General features: G+C 40.2%; 24 protein-coding genes. 14 read left to right on the top strand and 10 right to left on the bottom strand.

The genetic code is table 11. The features are described 5' to 3' along the window. Positions 1-120: 120 nt before the first annotated feature. Positions 121-1,080 carry a bile acid:sodium symporter family protein gene (locus SporoP8_RS06310; protein WP_085131724.1) on the top strand — a complete coding sequence of 320 codons (960 nt, stop codon included), beginning with the start codon at positions 121-123 and terminating at the stop codon, positions 1,078-1,080. A gap of 48 nt (positions 1,081-1,128) precedes the next feature. On the opposite strand, the gene SporoP8_RS06305 is transcribed toward SporoP8_RS06310, so the two are convergent. Beyond that, entirely contained in the window at positions 1,129-1,308 is a 180-nt protein-coding gene (locus tag SporoP8_RS06305) for a hypothetical protein (RefSeq protein ID WP_085131723.1), read from the bottom strand. A gap of 440 nt (positions 1,309-1,748) precedes the next feature. Between SporoP8_RS06305 and SporoP8_RS06300 the strand changes: the two genes are divergently transcribed. The 4 genes from SporoP8_RS06300 to SporoP8_RS06285 all read left to right on the top strand — a co-directional run bounded on the left by SporoP8_RS06300 (position 1,749) and on the right by SporoP8_RS06285 (position 8,334). After that, the gene (locus SporoP8_RS06300) at positions 1,749-3,260 is read left to right on the top strand and encodes a Na+/H+ antiporter NhaC family protein (protein WP_085131722.1); all 1,512 of its coding nucleotides are present in this window, start codon (positions 1,749-1,751) and stop codon (positions 3,258-3,260) included. 132 nt (positions 3,261-3,392) lie between these two features. After that, positions 3,393-4,187, top strand: a complete 795-nt coding sequence (locus tag SporoP8_RS06295; RefSeq protein ID WP_085131721.1) for a VLRF1 family aeRF1-type release factor — start codon at positions 3,393-3,395, stop codon at positions 4,185-4,187. 280 nt (positions 4,188-4,467) lie between these two features. Next, a complete protein-coding gene (locus SporoP8_RS06290) occupies positions 4,468-6,831 on the top strand; it encodes a penicillin acylase family protein (protein WP_085131720.1) in 2,364 nt (787 codons plus the stop codon). A 201-nt stretch (positions 6,832-7,032) separates the two neighbouring features. Beyond that, positions 7,033-8,334, top strand: coding sequence for a purine/pyrimidine permease (locus SporoP8_RS06285; protein WP_085131719.1), 1,302 nt, complete (start codon positions 7,033-7,035; stop codon positions 8,332-8,334). Positions 8,335-8,368: 34 nt separating this feature from the next. Here the strand turns inward: SporoP8_RS06285 and SporoP8_RS16505 are convergent, their stop codons facing one another. Beyond that, on the bottom strand, positions 8,369-8,542 hold the full coding sequence (locus SporoP8_RS16505) for a hypothetical protein (RefSeq protein ID WP_157111230.1): 174 nt from the start codon (positions 8,540-8,542) through the stop codon (positions 8,369-8,371). 146 nt (positions 8,543-8,688) lie between these two features. On the opposite strand from SporoP8_RS16505, the gene SporoP8_RS06280 reads away from it, so the two are divergent. Beyond that, positions 8,689-9,243 (top strand): DJ-1/PfpI family protein, encoded by a 555-nt coding sequence (locus SporoP8_RS06280; RefSeq protein WP_085131718.1) that lies wholly within the window; start codon positions 8,689-8,691, stop codon positions 9,241-9,243. Positions 9,244-9,322: 79 nt separating this feature from the next. On the opposite strand, the gene SporoP8_RS06275 is transcribed toward SporoP8_RS06280, so the two are convergent. Then, entirely contained in the window at positions 9,323-9,946 is a 624-nt protein-coding gene (locus tag SporoP8_RS06275) for a Yip1 family protein (RefSeq protein ID WP_158232420.1), read from the bottom strand. A 143-nt stretch (positions 9,947-10,089) separates the two neighbouring features. Here SporoP8_RS06275 and namA point away from each other — a divergent pair, with 143 nt between their 5' ends. The 4 genes from namA (at position 10,090) to SporoP8_RS06255 (ending at position 13,016) form a co-directional block, all read left to right on the top strand. Then, positions 10,090-11,109 (top strand): NADPH dehydrogenase NamA, encoded by a 1,020-nt coding sequence (gene namA, locus SporoP8_RS06270; RefSeq protein WP_085131716.1) that lies wholly within the window; start codon positions 10,090-10,092, stop codon positions 11,107-11,109. Positions 11,110-11,219: 110 nt separating this feature from the next. Then, complete coding sequence (locus tag SporoP8_RS06265; protein ID WP_085131715.1) at positions 11,220-11,588, top strand: carboxymuconolactone decarboxylase family protein; 369 nt, start codon at positions 11,220-11,222, stop codon at positions 11,586-11,588. A 243-nt stretch (positions 11,589-11,831) separates the two neighbouring features. Then, positions 11,832-12,563, top strand: coding sequence for a YqcI/YcgG family protein (locus SporoP8_RS06260; protein ID WP_085131714.1), 732 nt, complete (start codon positions 11,832-11,834; stop codon positions 12,561-12,563). 111 nt (positions 12,564-12,674) lie between these two features. Then, entirely contained in the window at positions 12,675-13,016 is a 342-nt protein-coding gene (locus SporoP8_RS06255) for a CHY zinc finger protein (protein WP_085131713.1), read from the top strand. Positions 13,017-13,177: 161 nt separating this feature from the next. Here the strand turns inward: SporoP8_RS06255 and SporoP8_RS06250 are convergent, their stop codons facing one another. Continuing rightward, on the bottom strand, positions 13,178-13,585 hold the full coding sequence (locus SporoP8_RS06250; protein ID WP_085131712.1) for a YugN family protein: 408 nt from the start codon (positions 13,583-13,585) through the stop codon (positions 13,178-13,180). Between the two features lie 161 nt (positions 13,586-13,746). Here SporoP8_RS06250 and SporoP8_RS06245 point away from each other — a divergent pair, with 161 nt between their 5' ends. Together SporoP8_RS06245 and SporoP8_RS06240 are read left to right on the top strand one after the other, a co-directional pair. After that, complete coding sequence (locus SporoP8_RS06245) at positions 13,747-14,727, top strand: YsnF/AvaK domain-containing protein (protein ID WP_085131711.1); 981 nt, start codon at positions 13,747-13,749, stop codon at positions 14,725-14,727. A gap of 79 nt (positions 14,728-14,806) precedes the next feature. Continuing rightward, a complete protein-coding gene (locus SporoP8_RS06240; protein WP_085131710.1) occupies positions 14,807-15,034 on the top strand; it encodes a hypothetical protein in 228 nt (75 codons plus the stop codon). 40 nt (positions 15,035-15,074) lie between these two features. Here SporoP8_RS06240 and SporoP8_RS06235 read toward each other — a convergent pair whose 3' ends face one another. From SporoP8_RS06235 to glnA, 3 genes are all read right to left on the bottom strand, one after another. Further along, entirely contained in the window at positions 15,075-15,560 is a 486-nt protein-coding gene (locus tag SporoP8_RS06235) for a TspO/MBR family protein (RefSeq protein WP_085131709.1), read from the bottom strand. A 51-nt stretch (positions 15,561-15,611) separates the two neighbouring features. After that, complete coding sequence (locus SporoP8_RS06230) at positions 15,612-17,189, bottom strand: amidohydrolase (protein ID WP_085131708.1); 1,578 nt, start codon at positions 17,187-17,189, stop codon at positions 15,612-15,614. Between the two features lie 126 nt (positions 17,190-17,315). After that, positions 17,316-18,650, bottom strand: coding sequence for a type I glutamate--ammonia ligase (glnA, locus tag SporoP8_RS06225; protein ID WP_085131707.1), 1,335 nt, complete (start codon positions 18,648-18,650; stop codon positions 17,316-17,318). 383 nt (positions 18,651-19,033) lie between these two features. On the opposite strand from glnA, the gene SporoP8_RS06220 reads away from it, so the two are divergent. Further along, positions 19,034-19,363, top strand: a complete 330-nt coding sequence (locus SporoP8_RS06220) for a YunC family protein (RefSeq protein ID WP_099627681.1) — start codon at positions 19,034-19,036, stop codon at positions 19,361-19,363. 112 nt (positions 19,364-19,475) lie between these two features. Here SporoP8_RS06220 and SporoP8_RS06215 read toward each other — a convergent pair whose 3' ends face one another. The 3 genes from SporoP8_RS06215 to SporoP8_RS06205 all read right to left on the bottom strand — a co-directional run bounded on the left by SporoP8_RS06215 (position 19,476) and on the right by SporoP8_RS06205 (position 20,299). Further along, complete coding sequence (locus SporoP8_RS06215) at positions 19,476-19,712, bottom strand: hypothetical protein (protein ID WP_085131705.1); 237 nt, start codon at positions 19,710-19,712, stop codon at positions 19,476-19,478. 29 nt (positions 19,713-19,741) lie between these two features. Next, a complete protein-coding gene (locus SporoP8_RS06210; protein WP_085131704.1) occupies positions 19,742-19,930 on the bottom strand; it encodes a hypothetical protein in 189 nt (62 codons plus the stop codon). Between the two features lie 153 nt (positions 19,931-20,083). Continuing rightward, on the bottom strand, positions 20,084-20,299 hold the full coding sequence (locus SporoP8_RS06205; protein WP_085131703.1) for a hypothetical protein: 216 nt from the start codon (positions 20,297-20,299) through the stop codon (positions 20,084-20,086). 273 nt (positions 20,300-20,572) lie between these two features. Here SporoP8_RS06205 and SporoP8_RS06200 point away from each other — a divergent pair, with 273 nt between their 5' ends. Then, positions 20,573-24,421, top strand: a complete 3,849-nt coding sequence (locus SporoP8_RS06200) for a DEAD/DEAH box helicase (protein ID WP_085131702.1) — start codon at positions 20,573-20,575, stop codon at positions 24,419-24,421. Positions 24,422-24,425: the final 4 nt, after the last annotated feature.

Raw genomic sequence — 24,425 nt, 5'->3', positions numbered from 1 at the left:
CTACGGTTTTTTTATGCACCCATACTATTTATTAGCTAAAACATTGATTCTCACATAATCTACTATGCTAGAATACGACTATATCAACGATGACGTCAGGCTAGTAAAGAAGGGAATTATATGTTTAGTAGTTTGAATATCTTTTTACAACGATGGATTGCCATCTTAACGCCTCTTAGCTTAGTGTTCGGTGTATTGTTTCATCAGGTAGGGGAGCAGTTATTATTTATCGTCTCTTGGTTGTTTGCGTTTATGACGTTCGTAGGCAGTCTAGGTATGAATGTCAAAGAAGTGCGTATGGTAAGGAAGTATCCCGCCGTAGTACTCGCAAGTATCACCTTTCTGCATATAGTAATGCCTGCGTGGGCTTACTTTTTATCCATAATCTTTTTTGATGACCATTTATTAACGGTAGGCTTTGTGTTGGCGGTAGCTATTCCAACAGGTGTTACGAGTGTGATTTGGGTAACGATCTCGAAAGGTAATCTACCTTTATGCTTATCTATTATATTAATTGATACATTACTAGCACCCATCATTTTACCAGCTATTCTATATTTCGTCGTAGGAGAAAGTGTAACAATTGATACGATGTCACTGATACTTAATTTACTTTGGATGATTGTACTACCAACCATACTAGGTATCACGTTAAATGAACTATCAAAGGGAAGCATTCAGAAGAAATGGGGACCTCGTTTAGCTCCATTCTCTAAACTAAGTCTGTTTGCGATTATAGCGATCAATGGTAGTGCGGTAGCGCCTTATGTTCAGAAGGTTTCTTTTGAACTTGCCGGCGTTATTGCCCTAGTACTGTTCATAGCGTTAACGGGCTATGCAAGTGCTTTATGGATCGCGCATGTACTATGGAAAGATCCAGTGATTGCTACTACATTCATGTTTGTGGGAGGCATGCGAAATATTGCAACAGGTGTTGTCATTGCGACAACGTTCTTCCCAGCGAAAGTCGTCATGCCGATTGTTTTCGGTATGCTATTCCAGCAAGTACTTGCCTCTGTATACAATAAGGTAGCGAATTGGTATGGAAGACATCATTTCGGGATCAATGAAGGGGTATAAAATAAAACAACTGCCGTTATTCTGAATAACGGAACACGGCAGTTATTTTTATTTTTTCTTCTTCTTATTTTTCGGCCTAGATCCAAACTCTGCAGAAAATTCTTCTGCTGAATGCTCCTCGGGATGTTGATTATTGCTGTTACTCGCTTCTTTGTTTTTATTTTCATACGTATTCAACGGATTGTGTGTCCGTTCATTCATGGTTTTTTTATTGTTTTTATTCGTCATGTTCGTCCACCTCCTACCGACTAGATTGAGCAAAATCCGAAATTTTATACGACAATTGACGATATCAAAAGAAGTCTAAAAGTTATTATCAAGACTAAAAAGAGATGGAACGATAAGTATGAACAATCTAAACAACTAGACATACGAAATGAGCAGAACGAACAAGCATTGATTGCGATCCACGATGCAGCTGAAAAAGGAGACTAAGGAAGTACTAGGTGTTCTAGATGAACTAGGACAAGTAGGTAAGCAAATTGCTTTTATTTATGAATTACATGATGCATAGCAAATAACTTTGTTGTTTTCCTCTTCAGAAAGACAGCACCAAACTAGGCGTTTTTGATAAAGCATTGCTATCTATGGCCCCATTATTTATAATGAAATAGTCTGTAAATTGTATGTGTATGCAGGCTACTACATAATTTAAGGAGAAAATATTTATGGACCATATGGGAATACTTTCGCTTATACCACCGATCGTCGCGGTTGTCTTAGCGATCATCTCGAAGAATGTCATCATTGCTTTATTCTCAGGTGTCTTTATTGGTGTGCTTCTCCTCGTTGGCGGTAATCCGCTAACCGCTACTACTTCTACGATAGGAGATTATATATTTCCTCAATTAACTGACGGTTATAATGCAGCTGTATTAGTTCTTCTATTTTTTATTGGAGGATTTGTTGCGCTAATGGAAAAATCCGGTGGCGGTGCAGCACTTGCCACATCTTCAGCAAAGTTTTTTACTACTCGGGCTAGAGCGCAACTGGGCGCATGGTTCGGTGGGATTATTATCTTCTTTTCAGACTTGGGAACACCTTTGATTGTGGGGCCGGTTTTTGAAAAGATTTTTGATAAAGCCAAGATTTCACGTGAAAAACTTGCGTGGATTATTGATTCTACTTCTTCACCGGTAGCAGTTTTAATCCCGTTTATTGGGTGGGGCGTTTATATTATGGGATTAATTCGTGCGGAATTCGACAAGCTTAATATTACTGATTCTGAATTCAGTACACTTGTTGCAGTGATCCCATTTCAATTCTATGCCATATTAGCTGTTCTTTTAGTCCCGGTGATAGCCCTAACGAAACTCGATTTTGGACCGATGGCGAAAGCAGAGCGGCGCGTACGTGAAACAGGTCAGTTATATTGGGCTGAATCAAAGCCTTTGCGTAAACCGGAAGTTACCAATGAATATACGACTGGGAGCCGCGCAATCTTAGTGTGGCTACCACTACTAGTTCTATTTATTACTTTATTCGGTTTGCTTGTTTCTTACGGATTTCCGTTCGAACCGGTACCAGGTGGAGATTTCCGTGTGTCACTTAGTACGGCCTATTTATTTGCCGCCATCACAATTGTATTGCTGATGCTGATTTTTAAAGTCAAAAAGTTTGGCGAAACTGTTGATATTTATACAACGGGCATGCAAAAAATGGTCTATGTCGCGACAACGCTTGTGCTAGCATGGGCACTTGGCCAAGTCATTGGTGAAATGGGTACGGCAAATTATATCGTAGAAATGATGAAAGGAAATATTCCAGCCTTTATCATACCTGCAATATTATTTGTTGTAGGTGCCATCATGGCAATTGCATCTGGTACTTCATGGGGTACATTTGCCATCATGCTTCCGATTGCTATTCCAATGGCAGTTGCATTAGATGCACATCTGCTCGTTTGTATTGGAGCAGTGTTATCAGGAGGGATTTTTGGAGATCACTGTTCTCCGATTTCCGACACAACCATCTTATCCTCAACCGGTGCTGGCGCAGACCACATCGATCACGTTAAAACACAATTCCCTTATGCTTTATTGAATGCTGTTGCTGCATTCATTGGATTTGTAGTAGCAGGGATAACAGGTAGTGTATATACAATTTTCTTATCGGTTGCGATTATTATTGTTGTAGCATGGATATTATCCAGGAGACAGGAAAAAAGTTTAACTAGTTAAATAGTAAAGGCAGTGTATTACTCGTGTGAGGATGCACTGCTTTTCTACTTGAAAAAATTCACAGCTCTAATTACCTTGTAATATTCATTTCAGCGGGCATACTACAGTTGAGGGAATAAGGAGGATGATTGGATGAGTATTAGCGAAGAATTGAAAAAGTTGAAAGCATTTCACTGTGATGATCGATGTGTGCTATCAGTATACTTAAACACGAATCCTGCAGATCCTGAACAACAACAAGCTGCATGGAGAATTCATTTGAAATCTGGTTTGAAAAGGCTTGATGAATATCTTGTCGCATCCGGAGATGAAAAAGAATTGACTGCATTTCGTTCATTGAAAGACCGTGTGATGAAGGAAATTGAAGATAAGCAAAATGATTTGGCGAAAGGTGCTATCATTTTTGCAGCAGCAGATCCTGAAATTTGGTCTGTTCATTATGTTCAAGTGGCAGTCAAGACGAGTTTCCATTGGGAAAACCAAGCGATGACGAATGAATTGGAGTATATGTTACAAGCATATCCAGAAGCGGGAATTATACTCCCGAGTTACAGTAATGTCCGGATTTTGGATACAGCAATGGGGAGAGTCCATGACGAAACAGTGTATGAATTTGATTCGGGTCTCGATGTCTGGAAAGAACAAAAAGACATCAAGTCTTCCATACAGCGGGGAGTAGGAGGACATACAGACGGATTTGATCAGCGATTGAAAGAAAATCTGGATCGCTTTTATAAAGACATGGGCTCTGTTGTCGGTAGTATGAAAAAGAAGCGTGGATGGAAAGAAGTGCATGTGGCGGGGGAAGCGGAATTGGCCAAAAGCTTCGCGTCCATCTTACGCGAAAAGCCCGAGAGCTGTATTCATAAAAACTTTGGAAAATCGAACAATAATCACGTCATCCAAAAGATTTTCGAATCCCGTTAAGTAGACTGAAAAAAGGATGTCCCAGAAGTCAATGACTTTTAGGGGCATTCTTTTTTGTGGTTTTAAAATTTTAGGCATAATAGAAGCTGTTAGTGAGAAGGAGGGGAAAGTTCCAGTTTAGGTCCGCATTTTCGGGGGAGTACGTCTATGTAGTTCAAAATGTAACCCCAATATCTTTCCAATTTATCAATATCATTTTATATCCTTACATTACAGAATAATAACTAAAGTAATTTTAGAATATTAATAGTATACTAAGTTCTAAAGAGGGGGGAATAATATGGGGAGAGGTAGAAAAATTACGCTGTGGGCGCTTAGTATACTATCTATTATAGCAGTGCTTGTCGCTATATTTGCAAACGCTTACATCCTGAAGTCAAAACCGCTTGAAGCAGGAGAGCACCAAGTCTCATTCATTGAGCAAGAAGTAGTCATTACACGGGATCAAAATGGAGTCCCACATATCAACGCTGCTTCGGATGAAGATCTGTACCGAGCGCAAGGTTATGTGCAAGCGCAAGACCGTTTATTCCAAATGGACTTAGCACGCAGACAGGCGAGTGGTCGTCTGGCAGAAGTCATCGGGGATAAGGCTGTCGATACGGATAAGTTATTTCGTACGTTTAGTTTGCGAAATGCTGCGGAAGCTTCATATGAAGGATATGGAGAACATGCAAAAGCGGTGCTTGGCTGGTATGCAGAAGGGGTCAACGCATTCATTGAGGAAGCTACATCTGAAAAGAAACTGTCCTATGAATTTGCACTTCTTGGATATGAGCCTGAAGAGTGGACACCGGTCGATTCATTAACGATCGGGAAGTATATGGCGTATGACTTAGGTGGAAGATGGCAACCGCAAGCATTCCGTCACTGGGCGATTAATGCATTTCCAAAAGAGAAAGTGAAGGATTTATTCCTGACGTATCCCGAAAATGCAGAATCTATCATGACAGCTAATAAAGAACATAACGTAGAGGTGGCGGGACGTTTTCTACCGGAACTTTCACCACCTGAATTCAATGGTAGTAACAACTGGGTAGTATCAGGAGAAAAGACGGCTTCCGGTAAACCATTACTAGCTGATGATCCGCATTTAGGACTCAGTACACCGTCAATTTGGTATCAGATGCATTTACAATCTCCAGAGCAGAATGTTGAAGGAGTAATCTTTGCAGGCATACCAGGAATCATTTTAGGAAATAATGAAGATATTGCCTGGGGTGTGACGAACGTTGGACCGGATGTGCAAGATCTTTATATTGAAGTTCCGCATCCAAGTGAAAAAGCCCAATTCCTTTATGATGGCAAGTGGGAACAGGCAGAAGTGCGAAATGAGACAATTAAAGTAAAAGGGGCCGAAGATGTTCCATATGAAGTAATTGTCACAAAACACGGTCCGATTATTTCAGATGTGATGTATAAAAAAGAAAATCCCGATGCATTATTCTCTATGCAGTGGACGGCACTCGAACCCACACTTGAACTCGAAGCGATTATGGAGATGAATAAATCATCAGATTGGGAAAGCTTCGAGAAGGCATTAGAGAAGTTTCACGCCCCGGCACAGAATTTCGTCTTCGCTTCGACGGACGGCACAATCGCGTATAAAGCGAATGGTCGCATTCCCATTCGTAAACAAGGTGACGCACAATTGGCAGTGCCAGGAGATTCTTCCGACTACGGTTGGGAAGGCTATATTCCATATGATGAGCTACCACGTGTCGTGAATCCTAAAGAAGGTTTTATCGCAACAGCTAATAATGAAGTGGTGGATGAAAAGTATCCATATCACATCACGAAGTTCTGGGCGCAACCATACCGCTTCGAACGGATTGCGGAAGTGTTGCGGGAAGGAGATAATTTCACGGTGGATGACATGATGAAACTGCAAATGGACCAAAAAAACCTCTACGCAGCTGAATTCCTTGATTCCATGATTAAATCAGTAGAGAACAAAGACCAATCCGGTGACTTTAAAGAAGTATTGAATACGTTGAAGCAATGGGATCAAGTCGATTCAAAAGATAGCAGTGCTCCACTAGTTTTTCATAAGTGGATGAAACAACTGCAAATTGATATGTTCCGCGATGAAATGCCGGCAGATGTCTATGAACTAATGCCAGGCAAAAACCAAATTACAGACGAACTTCTACGTAAAGGCTATAGCGGAGAAGAAAGTGTCTGGTTAGATGAGAAACAAGGCATCGATCAATGGGTGTATGATTCATTCAGTAATGCAATGAAAAAAATCGCCAATGACTATGGGGACAAACAACAAAAATGGTCATGGGGCGACTATCATCAACTGACATTCCCTCACCCACTTGCAAGCGCATCCCCCCTATTCGCAAAACTATTAAATCCTGAAAAACAACCGATTGGCGGATCCAATATCACAGTACAAGCCGCTGCCTTCAAAGACGACGGCTCCGTCAACCACGGTGCATCATGGCGTTTCGTTGCCGACCTAGATGATTTGTCCAAAACCTATCATGTCGTCGGACCTGGTCAAAGCGGACATCTGAAATCCAAATGGTTCCACGATCAAGCAGAAGACTGGGCAAAAGGCCGATACCACGAAACACTCATGACACAAGAAATCCCTGACGGCCGTGTACTTACGTTGCAACCGTCCGGTAAATAACGGAAAGTGGATTATTAGCTAATTATGTAGTGTAAGGCTGAAGACAAACTCTTGAATTAGGGGGTGTCTTTAGTCTTTTTTTTCATTTTAATTTTGCATCAAAACTAAAATGGAAGAAGCGACAATATATGATAAAAAAATTACTCACATGGTATACTATATGAATTCTAATTCGCACGGCACTATTGGAGGAATCGTCTAATGAAACATCTAGCAGGCGGCATACAATGGACCGTCTTTCTCATCGCATCATCTATTGCAGCCCCCATAGCCATCGCGCACGCCTTCGGTATGGACCCAGTAGCGACATCGCTATTTATGCAAAGAACGATATTCGTCCTTGGCGTTGCCAGTCTGATCCAGGCATTCTTTGGACATAAAATGCCAATCAACGAAGGGCCCGCAGGCTTATGGTGGGGAATTTATGTGGTCTATGCCGGAATGGTTGGCATTTTTTATACAACGTCAACAGACGCCTTGCAAGCATTGCAAAGTGGGATGTTGTACAGTGGTGTCCTATTCATTATTCTCGCAGCCACGGGAATCATCACAAAAATGAAAGTGCTCTTCACGCCAGCGATCACGTTCACTTATTTAATGTTGCTGATCCTACAATTAAGCGGAACCTTCATGAAAGGAATGATGGGAGTAGAAGAAGTAGGAGACCATCTTGATCCAGTCATTTTCCTTGGAAGTGTCATGGTTTTGTTCATCACGTTTATTGCGATGGCTAATAAACGCCCGTTCATATCTAAATATGCGATATTGATCTCCATTACACTTGGCTGGGGGATTTTCTTAATGTTAGGAAAAACACCAACCATCGCAAACGTGTCCGAACAGATAATCCAACTACCGAAAATGTTTGTCTATGGAAAACCTGTGTGGGATAGTGGTGTTCTCGTTACAGCGATCTTCATCACATTATTGTTAGTAGCGAATATGCTCGCGTCTATCCGTGTCATGGAACATTTATTGAAGGAGTCTTTCCAAATCAAAGCGCCAGATCGATTACGCCAAGGAGCATTTGCTTCAGGATTCATCCATCTGATCGCAGGGGCTTTTTCTGCCATTGGATCCGTACCGATTTCAGGATCTGCCGGGTTTGTCGGCACGACACGTATGGCGTCTATAAAACCATTTATTATTGGGAGTACACTATTAGTATTCATTACACTGTTTCCAAGTATCATGGCAATATTTGCAGCTTTACCAGCGCCCGTTGCATACGCTGTAACTTTCGCCATCTTTACGAAAATGGTATCAATGGCATTCAATGAACTCGATGCTGACCCAGAAAAAGAACGCGCGCGACAAGCCGTAGCATTTGGTTTAATGGTAGGTGTAGGTACTATGTTCGTACCAGCAGAAAGTCTTTCTCAACTCCCTGCCGTTGTAGCTTCAACATTATCTAACGGATTAATTACAGGAACGATCCTCGCAATCATTATTGAGCAATATATGATACGCAGAAGACAAAGGAATATGTCTAGTAAGATGTAAAAAAGCCCACAATTTACACTGGGCTTTTTACGAATTATTTTCTTTTATCCTCCGTTGTGCGATAGACTTCTTTCAACGCATCCCGATACTCTTTACCGCTTGCATTTTCTCGAGCGCGTGAAGCTTCTTCGGCAGTTGCCTCAAACTCCATTCCCATTTCCTCATTGATCGTTCCTTTATGAAACAAATGACGTATATCTTTATCCATAGAAATCCCTCCTCGTCATAATATGGTTTAATTCGAGATAACCATACATAAAGAACAGAATTTCATGGAAAGAAAGAGGGTTCATTATCAAATTGTCGAATGAAGTAAAGGAGTAAGACAATTCAGAGTAGGGAGTGGATTTGTATATGAGTAAAAAAGTATTGATTCTCGGCGGCGATGCCGTAGAAGCATTGGAAATTTTCTATCCGTACTACCGTTGTTTGGAAGAAGGATTCGACACAACTATTGCTTCGCCATCAGTAAAGAAATTATATACTGTTACCCATGATTTCATTGATGGAATGGAAACGTATGTTGAAAAGCCAGCGTATGGTTTGGATTCACATATTGCCTTCAAAGATGTCAATCCCGCAGACTATGATGCCCTCATTATTCCAGGTGGACGTGCACCGGAGTATATCCGGCTAGACGAATCATTACCAGCCATTGTCCGCCATTTCTTTGAAGAGAATAAACCTGTGGCGGTAGTTTGCCATGCTGCACAGGTGTTATCTGTCATTCCGGATCTAATGAAAGGCAGAGAGTATACAGCATATATCGCATGTAAGCCGGATGTTACAGCAACTGGTGCCACATATATCGAAAAAGATCTTCATACAGAAGGAAATCTAGTATCAGGACATGCTTGGCCAGATCTTCCAGGCTTAATGAAAGAATTTATGAAAATGGTCAATAAATAAAACGCAAAGCTCATTAGGCTTTGCGTCAGACTGAAGACGTTTCCAGAAGTGGAATCGCCTTCAGTTTTTTATTTTGAATTTAGGAAGCAAGTAGAACAAATACTAAAAAGATGATAAAAGGAATCATTAATACTAAAAATAAACCGGTAACAATCATAATCGTACCAAATCCGCGCCATGAAGAAAAGTGATGGACAACCCCAATACCTTTAGATAAAATCACAGTACCGAAAATGCCTAACGCTAGTGTGAGTAAGTTGGTAAACAATAATACAATAGATAATGTTCCAAATACATCGTGATCTACACTATTCATCGTATCCACAAATAAGTTCTTACCGAAGATAATAACAAGTAGCAAATTAATCGGCATCATCCAAATCATCGGAATGGAAGCGATCGGCGACATTTGCACCATGTCTTTGAAATTCCCTTTACCTCCAAGCCATTTCCCTACCCAAGTGTATAGAGCAGAACTGATAAACACGCTGATAATAGTCCCGATGAACGACGACACGATACTAAGCATGATAATTAAAGGTAATGAAAGGTCAGGTAAGATATCCGTCTCAGCAAAGGATGTCATACCGACGCTGACTGAAACAAGGAACAAGATGAAAAAACTATAGCTCCATGTTTTGTATTCGAGAACATAACGAATGGTTTGCTTAGGTTGTGTCCATATTGAAACGAGTGGGTTCAAAAGAAAACCTCCTTTATTTATAGTCTACTATACGTTCAAGAGCTACCATATGTTTCATAAAGTTGGTTTAAAATCCTTGGACATTAAAAATCAGTATAAATTTGCTATACTTTCCCTAGCAACTATTAGAGGAGGAATTATTCATGGCAAAATTATTTAGTCCTTATACTATACGCGGCGTCGAGTTCAAAAATCGTATCGCCATGGCACCGATGTGTATGTATTCTTCACATAATCAGAATGGAAATGTAGAAGATTGGCATAAAATTCACTATGCAACACGTGCGGTAGGACAAGTTGGCCTGATCATCGTTGAAGCAACAGCCGTTCAGCCACGAGGAAGAATCTCAAGTGAGGATTTAGGGATATGGTCAGATGAGCATATCGAAGGTCTAACTGAAATCGTTCGTTTGATGAAACAGCATGGTGCCCGTACTGGTATCCAATTAGCGCATGCAGGAAGAAAAGCAACAGTGGACGGACCCATTCATGCTCCAAGCCCCATTGCATTTAATGAAGATTATAAAACACCAGCAGAAATGACTATTGCTGACATTGAAGAAACAATCGAAGCATTCAAACAAGGGGCAATCCGTTCCAAACAAGCTGGTTTTGACGTGATTGAAATCCATGGTGCACATGGTTATTTACTCAATGAGTTCTTGACTCCACTATGTAATCACCGTGAGGATGAATATGGAGGATCAGCAGAAAATCGTTATCGTATACTAGGGCAAGTAATTGATGCAATCCGTTCTGTTTGGGAAGGTCCATTATTTGTCAGAATCTCAGCAGAAGATTATCAAGAGGGCGGCATGGATCCTTCACAATATGCAGAAATGGCCGGGTGGATGAAAGAACAGGGCGTCGATCTGGTCGATGTGAGTTCTGGTGGTGTAGTTCCAGCTACTATCCATCCATTTCCAGGCTATCAAGTACCGTTTGCAGACGTCATTCGTCAGCATGCAAATATTGCAACGGGTGCGGTAGGATTGATTACGTCAGCCCTACAAGCGGAAGAAATTCTCCAGAACGATCGTGCGGACATTGTTTTGCTTGCCCGTGAATTATTGCGTGATCCTTATTGGGCATATACAGCAGCAAAAGAACTGAATGTAGAAATCGAAGCACCCGTTCAATATAAACGTGGGTGGACATATTAATCCATTCGTCCTGTAATTCATGTTTTATCATCAAAAAATAATCATTTTCGCTATCGCTGAATAGCAAACAAAGAATCGGACATACTGTTGCTATGACGGGAGGCGATTTTATGGAAGACTATACATTTACGGATGCAGTGCTGCAAGATTACAAAACTGGTATGGGCGCAATGAGTGAACAATTGCCTAAGTTAATGAAATCATTCCACAAATTCACAGAGGTCAGTTTTGAAGAAGGAGAAATTAGCCAGAAATATAAGCAGCTTATTGCACTTGCAGTAAGTGTCTATGCACATAGTGAGTATTGCATTATTTACCATACAAAAGCTTCTATGGATGCAGGTTCAACAGTTTCAGAAGTATTGGAAGCTGTAGGTGTCGCTGCAGCGCTTGGCGGAGGTAGTGCCTTAAGTCAGGCAGTTACATTGGTTATGCAGACGATAGATGAAATACAGGAAAATCCAAAACCTCTACAATGAAAAAACACCTTGTCGAATGAAATCGATAAGGTGTTTTTTAGGTGGAATGTAGATACCTATTCAACTGTATTGAATCAAATAGTACGGAAATGAAAGTGAATTTACTACTCATAATGCCTTATTGTCTTCTATATACTATATAGGTTCCTACTGACGAAACCTATATTCGAAATACATATGTGTTAAATTGTAAACAACAGGGTAAAGGATATACAACATAGTAAGTTAGAGGGGGATGAAACGTTGATTCAAACGTCAAACGCTTTATTAACAAAGGAAGACTTTGCAGAACGTAATGATTTACCAGAATGGTTACTTAGAGAATATCAGACCTTTCATACTATCGTGACCGATAAAACATTTCCATGCTATTTTGGAATGGCTGGCGAAAATAAGGGTGAACTACGATACGCCTATGTGTCTCAAGATGACTGGTCGAACTTGCCACAGGCATTGGAAGCCTTTTTGACACTATTCGAAAATCCAAAGCATAAGCGCCATGGTCTGTTTGTATTTGTTGAACCCTTTGAAAAAGAGGGAACAATAGAAGAGTATCGACAGCAGTTTTGGGATATTTTGCAGTATTTACATACAGAAGATAAAGAACAATGGCCTGCTGAAGCACCACGGGATCCCGATCATTATCTGTGGGATTTCCATTTCCAAGGTGAACCGATTTTTGCTTTCGGGAATGCACCGGCCTATAAGCAACGGAAGACACGAGATCTAGGAAACGCAATGGTCATCGGGTTTCAGCCACGCAAGATTTTCAAAGGCCTAACAGGTACAGAAAAAGGTGGAATTAACTCGCGAGAGAAAGTTCGTGAACGTGTAGAGTTATGGGATGACCTACCAAAGCATCCGGACATTAGCCACTATGGAGACCCAACACATAACGAATGGAAACAGTTTTTTATCGGCGATGACAGCGTGCCACTTACAGGAAAGTGTCCATTTACTCATAAGGATATGTAGACATAAGACGTCTCAGTAGTCGTAAACTTACGGTTGTTGAGATGTCTTTTTATCATGCATACTAGATATTCGTTCGGAAAGAGCTCTTACTACTATACGAGGAGTGGTTAAATGAAAAAACACCATCATGAAGTTCGGGGGTTGTTAGTAGATGATGAAACGCGCTGCATTCATTACACAGCAGAAACAGACCGAATTGCCATCAAGTTCTATTGTTGCGATACCTATTTCCCATGTCACGTATGCCATGAAGAAACAGGTTGCGATCATCACGCAGTTTGGCCGGCTAGTCAATTTGACAAGAAAGCAATACTTTGTGGTACGTGCGGTCATGAACTAACGATTAACGAATACTTTCATAGCTCCTATCAATGTCCTTCTTGTAAGAAGAACTTCAATCCAGGTTGTGGCCTGCATAAGGAATTGTACTTTGAAAATGAAGCAAGTAGCTGAATAGTTTTAGCGACGACCAACAGGGAACGCTAAATTAAACAAGTAAAGTGAAGGGTTTGCATGAAAATAGCGTCTATAAGTACAGAAGAATTACTGTTATTTGCCGAAGTGGCGGATGAGAAAAGGATCTTCAGCCAAAGCCGGCGAGAAGATCCTCTTTTTCATTCCAAATACTGTAGTATTTCTTCAATTGCTAGTTCACCGGCAATTTCCCAACGACTCTTATCACGGATTTCTGCATCGCGATCTAATGGTTCCTGGAATTGATTGAGTGAACCACTTATTAAAGAACTTGAGTCAGGATCTAGCCCCGTATTGACCACATGTTTGATCACGTATGGCTTTTTGAATTTAATGGATGTGTTGAAATCATCAAGTTCGCCGTCATGGACTTCAAAGGGTACACGTAAGTAAATGGTTTCTCCGGCTTCCCTATGAAGGATGGAATCGAAACTACCTTTATGATAATCCCAGCCACCACCAAAATGATACCCGTGCTGATCCACTTTATCCCGTAAAGTCCCAAAACAAGCTAATTTGCCTTCAATTGGCGTATCTAATTCCAGCATGACATCACTCCTTTTTATCAGCATTCCTTACTAGCAAAAATTTATACATCCCATAAATAATTTAATGAAAAGGTTTCTATTTTAAAAAACTGGGGTAAATGTATCAACACGACGATATAAGAGTTCTAAATAATTTACTACAACACTAGGAGGAGATTTATATGGGTAAGAATAGATATATTGGAATGTACTTTAATGAAACAGAATTGGTGAACCGTCTAGATGAGCTAAAAAAAGAAGGATGGCCTGAAGACGATATTTATGTAGTTGTAAAAAATGAAGATCAACTAACTATGCTTAGAAGTCGTACAGATGCAGAAATTAAATCAGCAGACGATTCATGGTGGGATCGCTTTATGGGCTTTGTATCCGGAGAAGACCATGTACGTCGTATGGTAGATAGCCTGGAGTTTGGAACAGAAGACACAGTAAAATACTATGAGCAAATCGAACAGGGTGGAATGTTGCTATATGTTGATTCCGGTGAAGCAAATCGCCATTATATGAACAACACCGAGTTCTATGGTAGAGATGGAAAAAGTACAGACGTGAATCTTGGAGCAAACGGTTTGAGTGTAACAGACCAAGAATTGAATGGCGGAGATCCGGCATTCAGATTGAATCAAACGCTTCCTGATCAAAGACTCAACCATCACAATCGAGACATAGATTCTGGACTTCATACAAGCGAACATGCTTTCTCTGGTACAGATACAGATGAAGAACGTTTACGCTTACACGAAGAACGTCTTCAAGTGGATAAGCATGAAACACAGCGTGGAGAAATCCGTGTTGAAAAAGAAGTAGTGGAAGAACCTAGATCAGTAGATGTCAGCGTTTCACACGATGAAGTGACGATCGAACGTAGACCTGTTGTAGATGGGGGAGCTGGTCTTGAAGGACGCTACGGCAATGAAGCTGCAGCATTCAGGGAAGATGACGAGACAATTCGTATTCCGATTACTGAAGAACAAGTGGAAGTAACAAAGAAGCCAGTTGTAACGGAAGAAATCATACTCAAGAAACGTGAGGTTGTAGAGAATGAAACAATTCACGAAACAGTGAAGCGTGAAGAAGTACACTTTGAAAAAGAAGGGGACGTAGAAGTTAAGGGTGATCAGTTGGATAAAGACCGTTTCTAAAAAGATATATAGCAAACATCTTGTCATTCCCTTTCTGTGTACTGTAGGATAGATGTAACAGCCAGAAAGGGGAGATGACATGTTTAAGCATCCAGGTATTGCCGCCGTGCTAAGTTTTTTCTGGACTGGCGTCGGTCAAATATATAATGGACAAATCCTTAAAGGGGTTTTACTTATTATCTTGCAAGGAATCAATGGTCTACTCATGTTTGTAGGTATCGGATTGATTACCTATCCCATTGTATGGATTTGGGGAATGTATGATGCCTATAAGACTGCAAAGCGTATGAATTATAATCAACAATGAAAAATGTCCCAGCCGGAAGTGGCAGGGACATTTTTCTGTTTCACTTATTTAATTTCCACGTAGAATAATTCAATACTAGTGCGAACATGACCCATCCGATATACGGGACCATTAATGCGCCTGCGGTACGATCAGTTTTATTGAATTCATAAGCTGTCATAGCAATTGCCCCTAACATAATCGTCATCTCGATCAGTGCAGTACCTCGTAAATTCCACTTGAAGAATAGGAAGGACCAAAGAAAATTAAGACCTAATTGAATATCATACAAAGGAGGAGCAGCTTTTGTGCCCTGCTTCATTTCTACGCGGTAATTCGCTACACCCATCATCGTGTATAAAGTCGTCCAAGCAATCGGGAATACAGCGCTTGGAGGAGAAAATGAAGGTTTCTCCAATTTAGCATACTGTTCTTGTGTATTGCGGTTGGCAAGATATCCGATAATCGATCCACCGACGACGGGAATCAAAACGTTACGCGTTAGCTTCTTCCAATCCAGTTCACTTTGTACTTTTAGCAATTCCAAAGAAAAACCTCCTTTTTAGAAAGTTTTCCCCTTTCGCTACTTACTAAACAGTTATCGTGTATTCGATGTATACATAACTTCACCAGCGACTATAGTCTTCTCTACTTGTACTTCAGCTATTCGATCCACTTCTACGGTGAAGAGATCTTCTTTTAAGACAGTGAAGTCTGCGTCAAATCCAACGGAAATCTTTCCACGTGAATTAGCTTTACCTATAGTAGCCGCTGCACCCGAAGTAAATAATTGTACTGCCTCATAGCGATTAAGTTTTTCATCTGGCAAATACCCTTCATGCTGTTCAAAACTCAATCTTCTTGTGATCGCAGCGTGTATTCCTAACAAAGGATTTGGGTCTTCAATAGGAGCATCTGATCCCCCGCCACAAATAAAACCTTTAGTTAGAAGTTTCTTCCATGCATACGCCCAGTCAAGCCGATCTTCACCAAGTCGGTCTCTAACCCAAGGGAAATCAGAAGGAACGAAAGCAGGCTGTATATCTATAACAATGGGAAGCCTTTGCATCCGCTCCACTAAATCATCACGTAATAAAATGACATGTATAAACCGATCTTTCTTGCCAACTGGAGCAGGATACTTTTCTATGACATCTAGTGCTCTTTCAACTGCTAAATCGCCAATCACATGTATGGCGACAGCTTCCCCATAGTATCTTGCTGTTTTGACATGGTTCTCGAGCTCTTCATCAGTCAATACAGCTGTTCCTACATTATCGGGTTCATCGGAGTAAGGCTCACTTAAGAGCGCGGTACTGCCACCTAAAGCGCCATCAATAAAGAACTTCATTTCGCCAGGTTCTACCCACGGTTCATTATAGAAGGCATTGTTTTCCATCAAATCAGGAAATACGCTAAAATGACGCAGTAAGTGAGCACGGAATTTACGCTTACCACCGAGAACGTGATTGAAAGCTTTCAACGGCGTCTGATAGTGTCCGTAGTAACCTAAGTCATCGGTCACAACGCCAGTCAAACCAACAGATAGTAAATGATCAACAGAAGTTTCCAATGCTTTCGTTACATAGGCCACTGTTGGATTCGGTAAAAGTTGAAGTACTCGCTGCATAGCGCCTTCTTTCAATAATCCCGTTGGCTCTCCAGTATGATCACGCTCAATGACACCATCATCGGGATCAGGTGTATCTTTTGTGATACCTGCGAGTTCCAGCGCCTTTGAATTGACGATAGCGGCATGCCAACAAGTACGTTTTAATAGCATAGGTGAATCCGTCACAGCATCCAATTCATAGCGTGTGAAGATTTTCTTGTCAGGAAAATTATTCTCATCCCAACCTTCTCCAATAAACCACTCATCCTTTGGCAAATCTTTATACGCATTCAGGAGTAACTCCATCATGTCTTTTGAGGAAGTGGTGTTTGATAAATCAAGGCGTAATAACTTTTCACCTTGGCCAATTATGTGCATATGGTTATCGATAAACCCCGGGTATACAAAAGCACCCTGCAAGTCAATTTGTTCATCGGCCCAATCTTTTAATTCGTTATATGACCCAGTCGCTACTATTTTGCCATCCTTTGTCAGTAAAGCGTCTAGTGTATGTCCTTCATGTTGCATTGTATAAAAGAGTGCATTAAACCAAATCGTGATCATAATAAAACCTCCTAATCTTCCTATAGTAAATCGAGTAAGATCATTCGACATAATTTTCTCTATCAAAAAAACGGCTGTATTTACAGCCGTTTACTTTATTGTACATCCTACTATTGTAAAGTCACATTAATACATCTTCATATATCGTTCAAGCTCCCATGGATGTACTGTAATTCGGTAGCTTTCCCACTCTTGCTGTTTTGCTTCATTAAAGTTTGCATAAATATGTGAACCAAGTGCGTCTTGTATAATCAAGTCTTCAGATAAGGCGATGAGCGCATGGTCAAGATCTGTTGGTAATAACCCAATGTTATTTTCCGCAAGCTCATCTGCCTTCATTTCATAAATATTACGATTAACAGGGGCTGGCGGATTCAACTTGCGCTTAATACCATCAAGACCTGCTTTTAATATAACGGCCATTGCCAAATAGGGATTAGCAGAGGAATCGACAGAGCGCACTTCAACACGTGTACTCAATCCACGTGATGCGGGTATGCGGATCAATGGACTGCGATTCTGTGAGGACCAAGCGACGTAGCAAGGCGCTTCATAGCCGGGTACCAAACGTTTATAAGAATTGACAGTAGGGTTCGTGATGGCGGTGAAACCACGAACATGGTCCAACACCCCTGCCATGAAATGATAAGCAGTCTCACTTAATTGACGTTCGCCATTTTCGTCAAAAAAGACATTCTCACCATCTTTAAATAGAGAAACATTGCAGTGCATGCCCGAACCGCTCACACCGTATAATGGCTTAGGCATAAATGTGGCATGTAAACCGTGTTTACGCGCTATCGTTTTAACGACTAGTTTAAAGGTTTGAATATGATCGCAAGCTGTTAATACATCGGCATATTTAAAGTCGATTTCATGTTGTCCTGGCGCTGCTTCATGATGGGAAGCTTCCACTTCAAATCCTAATTCTTCAAGTTCCAAGACAATATCCCGACGACAATTTTCACCTAGGTCGATGGGTGCCAAATCAAAATAATCACCATGGTCATTCAATTCCATTGTCGGTTGTTTATTTGCATCTAGTTTAAAAAGAAAGAATTCCGGTTCAGGTCCTAAGTTGAAATCAGTGAATCCAAGCTCTTTCATTTCTTTAATGAGCCGTTTTAGATTTCCACGGGGATCTCCAGAAAAAGGTTCACCATTCGCCAAATAGACATCGCAGATTAAGCGCGCTACTTTTCCTGTACCTGATGGCCATGGAAATACCATCCATGTATCTAAGTCAGGTACTAAAAACATATCTGATTCTTCAATCCTTACAAAACCTTCGATAGAAGATCCGTCAAACATCATTTTATTGTCTAGCGCCTTTTCGAGCTGGCTGATCGGAATCTCTACATTCTTAATTACGCCAAAAATATCCGTAAACTGAAGACGAATGAAATTGACATGGTTTTCTTCAACGAATTGATAAATATCTTCTCTTGTTACGGTTTCCATCAGACCACACTCCTTATGATTGTTTGGTACGAATCTACTTCGCAACATTTTTCTATAATAAAGGTCAGGAGAATAGATTACAAGAATTTTTTGTTATTTTTTAAAAGAAAGTCATGACTTAAGTTGCTTATTTCTTTTAAAAAAGAAAAACACACTATATAAAAAGTTATAAAATCTATCTATTTTACTAATAAAAAATCAGTTAATAAAAACTAGTAATTATAAATAGGGAATTGGAACAGACATAATTAGGTTATCTATAACGATTATTTAGTATGCAAAAGACTGCTTAGATGGCGGGAAATATTTTGTATATTTGATACAGTATGTCGTGCAGAGTGTGAGATGTTTTAAAATTTCGCACGTTTTAAATGATCTATCATATGCTGATAAAGAAAGGGGTGAGTGTCTTGATTGAGCAACAAAGTATATCTATAGATGGACAGTCATTTCAAGCGGTCACGGTAAAATTGCCGAAAACAACGTTACTTACAGTTTCGAATGACAAAGGATATATTATGTGTGGTGCACTTGATGTAGGACTATTAAATAGTGTGCTAGCGGATCGCAAAATTGTTGCGGGTCGTGCTGTTGGCGTAAAAACGATTGAGCAATTGCTCGCAGCCCCGCTGGAATCCGTCACGCTTGAGGCTGAACAATATGGGATTTCAGCAGGTATGATTGGATCAGAAGCACTTTTGAAAATGGTATGAAAATTATTTTGAAGTAAAGAAAGAATTACTTCATCAAAGGTTTCTTATGAAATCAAAAGACCACAGCTCGCTCTTCATTCAAGAGTAGGCTGTGGTCTTTAATGCAATATAATTATTTTCCATCAAATTTCTCTTCGCTGGATGAACGATTTTTTGTCTCGCGATGATTTCTTTCTTCTTCCTCTTCCATCCGAACATCTTCTAATGGTATGGCATCTACGGTCTGCATATCTTCATGCATATCATAAATACTTTCTTTATCAGTTTTTAAATTTTCAGGGTTATCCATATAACCGCCCTCTGCCTTGTCACGATCTTTTTCTGTAAATACTTTTTTCTCTTCACTCATACAGATCTGCTCCTTTGCAATTGAATGATTTAATCTGAAAAATTACCTAATAAACCTTTAGTTGGTTCAGGTTTCTTCGCGTTGCCTTTACGATCTCCGCGCATAGGTGTGTCATTGAACTCGTCGAATTGCCGAGACAATTTGTCCCGCGCATCTTTGTTACGCATTAAATAGGCTGCACCTAAACCAATAGCTGTCAAAGCCATTCTTTTCTTCATATAGTGCTCCTCCTCGTTAGTGTTTCTTATATATTGTCTTCCCAGTTTTCATTCATACTAAACAACTCAATTGGTTAAGAGATGTAACAAAAAACAGCCAGCGATTGAAAATATCCAATCACTGACTGTTCTTCTCAAACTATGCGGAAAATTTTATGTTGCGATTACTCCATACTGACGACATTGTACCCTCGTCGTATGCTTCTTGCATGTTACACTGCTTAACTTCTTTGAAGCAGGTATTTCACGTGCACTTACACAAAAAACTTCTTTCGCCTTACTTGGTAAACCTGTCCTTCTGTCGGAATCTAAAAAGCTGATTCCCAAACCGAGTGTACCACTTGCCAGTGAAGAAAAATTTTCCGCCAAGGCTGTGCATCTCCTCCAGATCTAGCAGCTTACTTCTCTGACTAGCTCCTTTGGTTTGCCTTGTAATAATAGTATACCCATGTAAAACATTCCTAAACATCTTTTTTAAAAATATTTTAAAAAGTTTTCTAAGATTTTTCTTACTCGCGGTATATGCACTTATGATCTATAATAGAGGACTGAGGTGAGAGCTTTGAACAAGGGAATAACAGGGAGAAGCATGATGAATGATCTTGCTGACGTACAACCCTCTAGTGAAAAGAATGTACTAATATGAGTGTGTTACACAATATAGAAAAGATACTTTGTAGTCTAGACATAACGAAAAATGCACGAAAAGGTTTGGAACAATGGTTTATAAGTGAAGAGGCTTTCGTTTCTTCGGAGTCTGTTTTTGATATACATATTGAAAAGAAACCAGAGAACCGCATGGGGAACCAATCCTATGCGCTGTTTTTTGATCCCCACACAAATAAAAGGTTTGCCAAAGAAGTTCAGCAACGTGTGGCAGTTATGGAATGCGTATTGAAACCGGATGGTCTGCTAGCAACGGGCTTTCATGTTAGAAGCGCAAGAGAGCCTGTTCAAACAAATCGGAGGCTACATACAGCCATAAAGTTTAAGTTACACCGTGCAGGAGTAGCGCTACCCATCGAATTCTATACGAAGTTACGCCAATTGCCTATTGCAGAAGAGCGTTCAGAATATGTGAAAAAACGAATTGAAAGTTGGGAAGGCTATCTACAAATTGCAGAGAAAAATGCAGATGTAGCAGATATCTCCTGTACATTTAGCCAAGCTAGTTTTACTAGTGATTTTACAAAAGTACGTCTTCAATGTAACGATTTGCAAATGAAAAACTGGAAACAACTCCGCGGATTTAGTGTGAAAATGAATGAACTTTCTACTGAGATCGGTCAAGTCATCGATGCTCAGAAAGGACAAAAGATACTCGTCGTGGAACTAAATCAAAGATTTCAAAAGAAAGCAAGATCCGAACAATGGTTGCCAACACATAATAAAAGTATGGTGCTGACGAACTTTGCTGAATTAAGTCAGATTCGTCGTTTACGTAAAGGGTTCAAAGACTTACAGGATGGTCTCGCTGCAAACGCGAATTTGGAAAAGATATTATTTGAAGAACGACCTGTCGTGCAAATTACGAATAAACAGCCGCAACTGGAGTTCCATAATAATTTGAATGAATTCCAGCGAGAAGCAGTATCGGGTGCGATGAAAGCGCATGACTTGTTTGTAGTCCAAGGCCCGCCAGGTACTGGGAAAACAACCGTAATTTCTGAGATTTGCTATCAGAACGTCAAAGCCGGCTTGCGGACACTTGTTGCATCTCAATCAAATCTAGCAGTGGATAACGCACTTGGTCGGTTACTAACAGATCCAGCAACGCGTATTTTACGCTATGGAAGATCAGAAAGTATCGAAGAAGAAGGCAAGCGTTTCATGGAAGAAAATGTGGCATTGCATTGGAGAAATGAAACACTAGAAACCGTACAAGCGACACGTGCAGTATATCGAACGAAAGATACCGAATTGCAAAAACATGCGGATCAATTATCTGAGGAAATCCGCAAGAACACGGAAATGAAAATTACATTAACTGAGCAATTACATGCACAAAATATTGTGCAAGAAGAGTTAAAAAAACTAAAATCTGAATACTTTTCACGAAAATCCCTGCTTGATCAGTCTGTACGCCGGCTGTTTCAAAAGCAACAGGGATTGGAGCAAACTGAAATAGCCCTTGCACAACGCATAAAAGAAATTATTGAGTTACGCAAACAACTAAATTCGGAGCAGAATAAAGAAGAATTGTCAGCTCGAGTTGAGGAGTTGTTAAAAGAGCAACGCCTATTAAAAGAGACACAAATATATCTCAACTGGTTGGCAGAGTTGCAGAGCAATACCGAAACACAACAATTGATCATAGAAGAACACAAAACGCTTCCCGACAGTGAACAAAAACTTCAAGCAACACATCGTGATGTAATGTCTCAGACGAAAATGAAAGATATTCAAATGACGCTTACTGCACACCAGATTGAATTACCTATTCATATTACGTTGAGGAATAATGACTTACAGCGAATCATCAAGTCGATTGAAAGTGGAGAGTATTCCTATGAATTTCAAGAATGGAAAGAGCTTCACGAACGCTTCCAGACAGCTATTAAAAAAACACAGACTCTTTTACAGGCGCATCGTTACCCGGTAGAAACTATTATGAAGCGTTCAACTGATAATTTCACAACCATTCAAGAAATGCATGAAATGATTGATCGTTTGGGGAAGTTTTTAATTCATCCTGCAACAAAAAAGATGCTTGAAAACAAAGAAATTTCATCTGGTAAAACGGAAGTTCTACAAAAGATTGCACAAGGTATGTCGTTATTTTATGGTAAAGAAGAGATTGTTCGAGCAAAAGGAATTGAACTACAGCAACAGAAAGTTCACTCTGTAAAGGAAGTATTTGCAGAAGTGAAACATGAAATTCTAAGATTCCTACAGCAGGAACTTCAAGAAATACAAAACCACATACAACGAATAGAAAAGCAGAAACAACAACTGCAATCTAGGCAAAACGAATTAGAGAAGCAGATTGAAGAATGGCTACAAACCAACGAGCTACCTGAAAAGCAATGGGAGAAAAATCTGCTTACACAGGAAATTAATCAGCTAGAAACTAAGATAAATGAGTGTCGACAACAAATAAAAAACGTAACTCAATTATCAGCGTCTATGACTACTTCAGAACTAAAGTGTTCTCAAGAAAAACAACTGCTTGAACAAGAAAAAGTAGAAGTATTAGCAGTAGAGCAAAAAACTCTGCAATTACAAGAAGAACAAAATCAACGACAGCAGGAAATAGAAGAGCTTACAGTTCAATTGAAGCCTGATATAAAAGAGCAATTAGAGAAAATTGAAATAGCGCTTGGTCAAGCCGAGACACAACAAGCAGAAGTAATAAAGGAACAGCAGCAACTTCCCGTTCTACAAGAACTGCAATCACAGTGGGAAGAATTACTGCGTGGTGCCAACGAATATGACCTTGATGAAATCCGAAAGCTTTATATCGATCATGCGAATGTAATTGGCACGACTTGTGTGGCATCAGCTTCCAAAAAGTTCATGGATGAATACCCTGTCTTCGATGTAGTCATTATCGATGAAGTATCAAAAGCCACACCACCAGAACTCTTATTGCCCATGTTGAAAGGTAAAAAAGTTATTCTAGTGGGTGACCATCATCAGTTACCGCCACTAGTAGGACAAGAAACGATGGACGAACTGGTAGATCAGCAAAAAGATCCTGAAGTGCAACGGGAAATGAAGAAAATGCTGAATGAATCATTATTTGAACGATTATTCCGTACATTGCCTAAGCAAAACAAAACGATGCTCAGTATCCAGTACCGTATGCATGAAAAAATCATGGAAACCATTGCCCCATTTTATAAAGATGGGAACTATCAATTACAATGCGGGCTTCCTAATTCAGACGAATTGCGTGATCATCTGCTCGAAAGCAGTAAAATCACTAGAAAAGACCATTTGCTATGGCTAGATATGCCCAATACGCCTTCATTTTTTGAAGATCAAGTCAAGGGGGGGACGAGTCGTTTCAATGAAGCAGAACTAACCGTCATTCAAGACACATTACTCGATATTGAACAAGCGACAGAAAAAGCTAAAAAAGATGGTCTAATGAAGCCAGAGGAAAAGAAAAGCGTTGGCGTCATCAGCTTTTACGGCGAACAAGTAAAGCGAATTGACCGACTGATTCAGCAGGAAATCCGACCCAAACAATTGCATTGTCGAACTGGTTCCGTAGATAAGTTCCAAGGCATGGAAATGGATATTATTATTCTGAGTTTCGTTAGAAATCATGGTGAGAAAAATGGTGACATTGGATTCGCTAAAGACTATCGGCGTTTGAATGTAGCGTTATCGCGTGCTAGGGAACTACTTATTATCGTGGGAAGTTCCGAGATGTTCACCGTCAAGACAAAGAATGCTTCTACGAGAGATATGTATAAACAATTGCGGGAAGTCGTGGAACATCAAGGTGGATTGCGCAAAATAGATCAGATGCAAGGAGGTTGAGTAG

It is taken from the genome of Sporosarcina ureae (assembly GCF_002101375.1).
Taxonomy (GTDB): Bacteria; Bacillota; Bacilli; order Bacillales_A; family Planococcaceae; genus Sporosarcina; species Sporosarcina ureae_B.
This window is presented reverse-complemented; position numbering and strand designations above follow the sequence as displayed.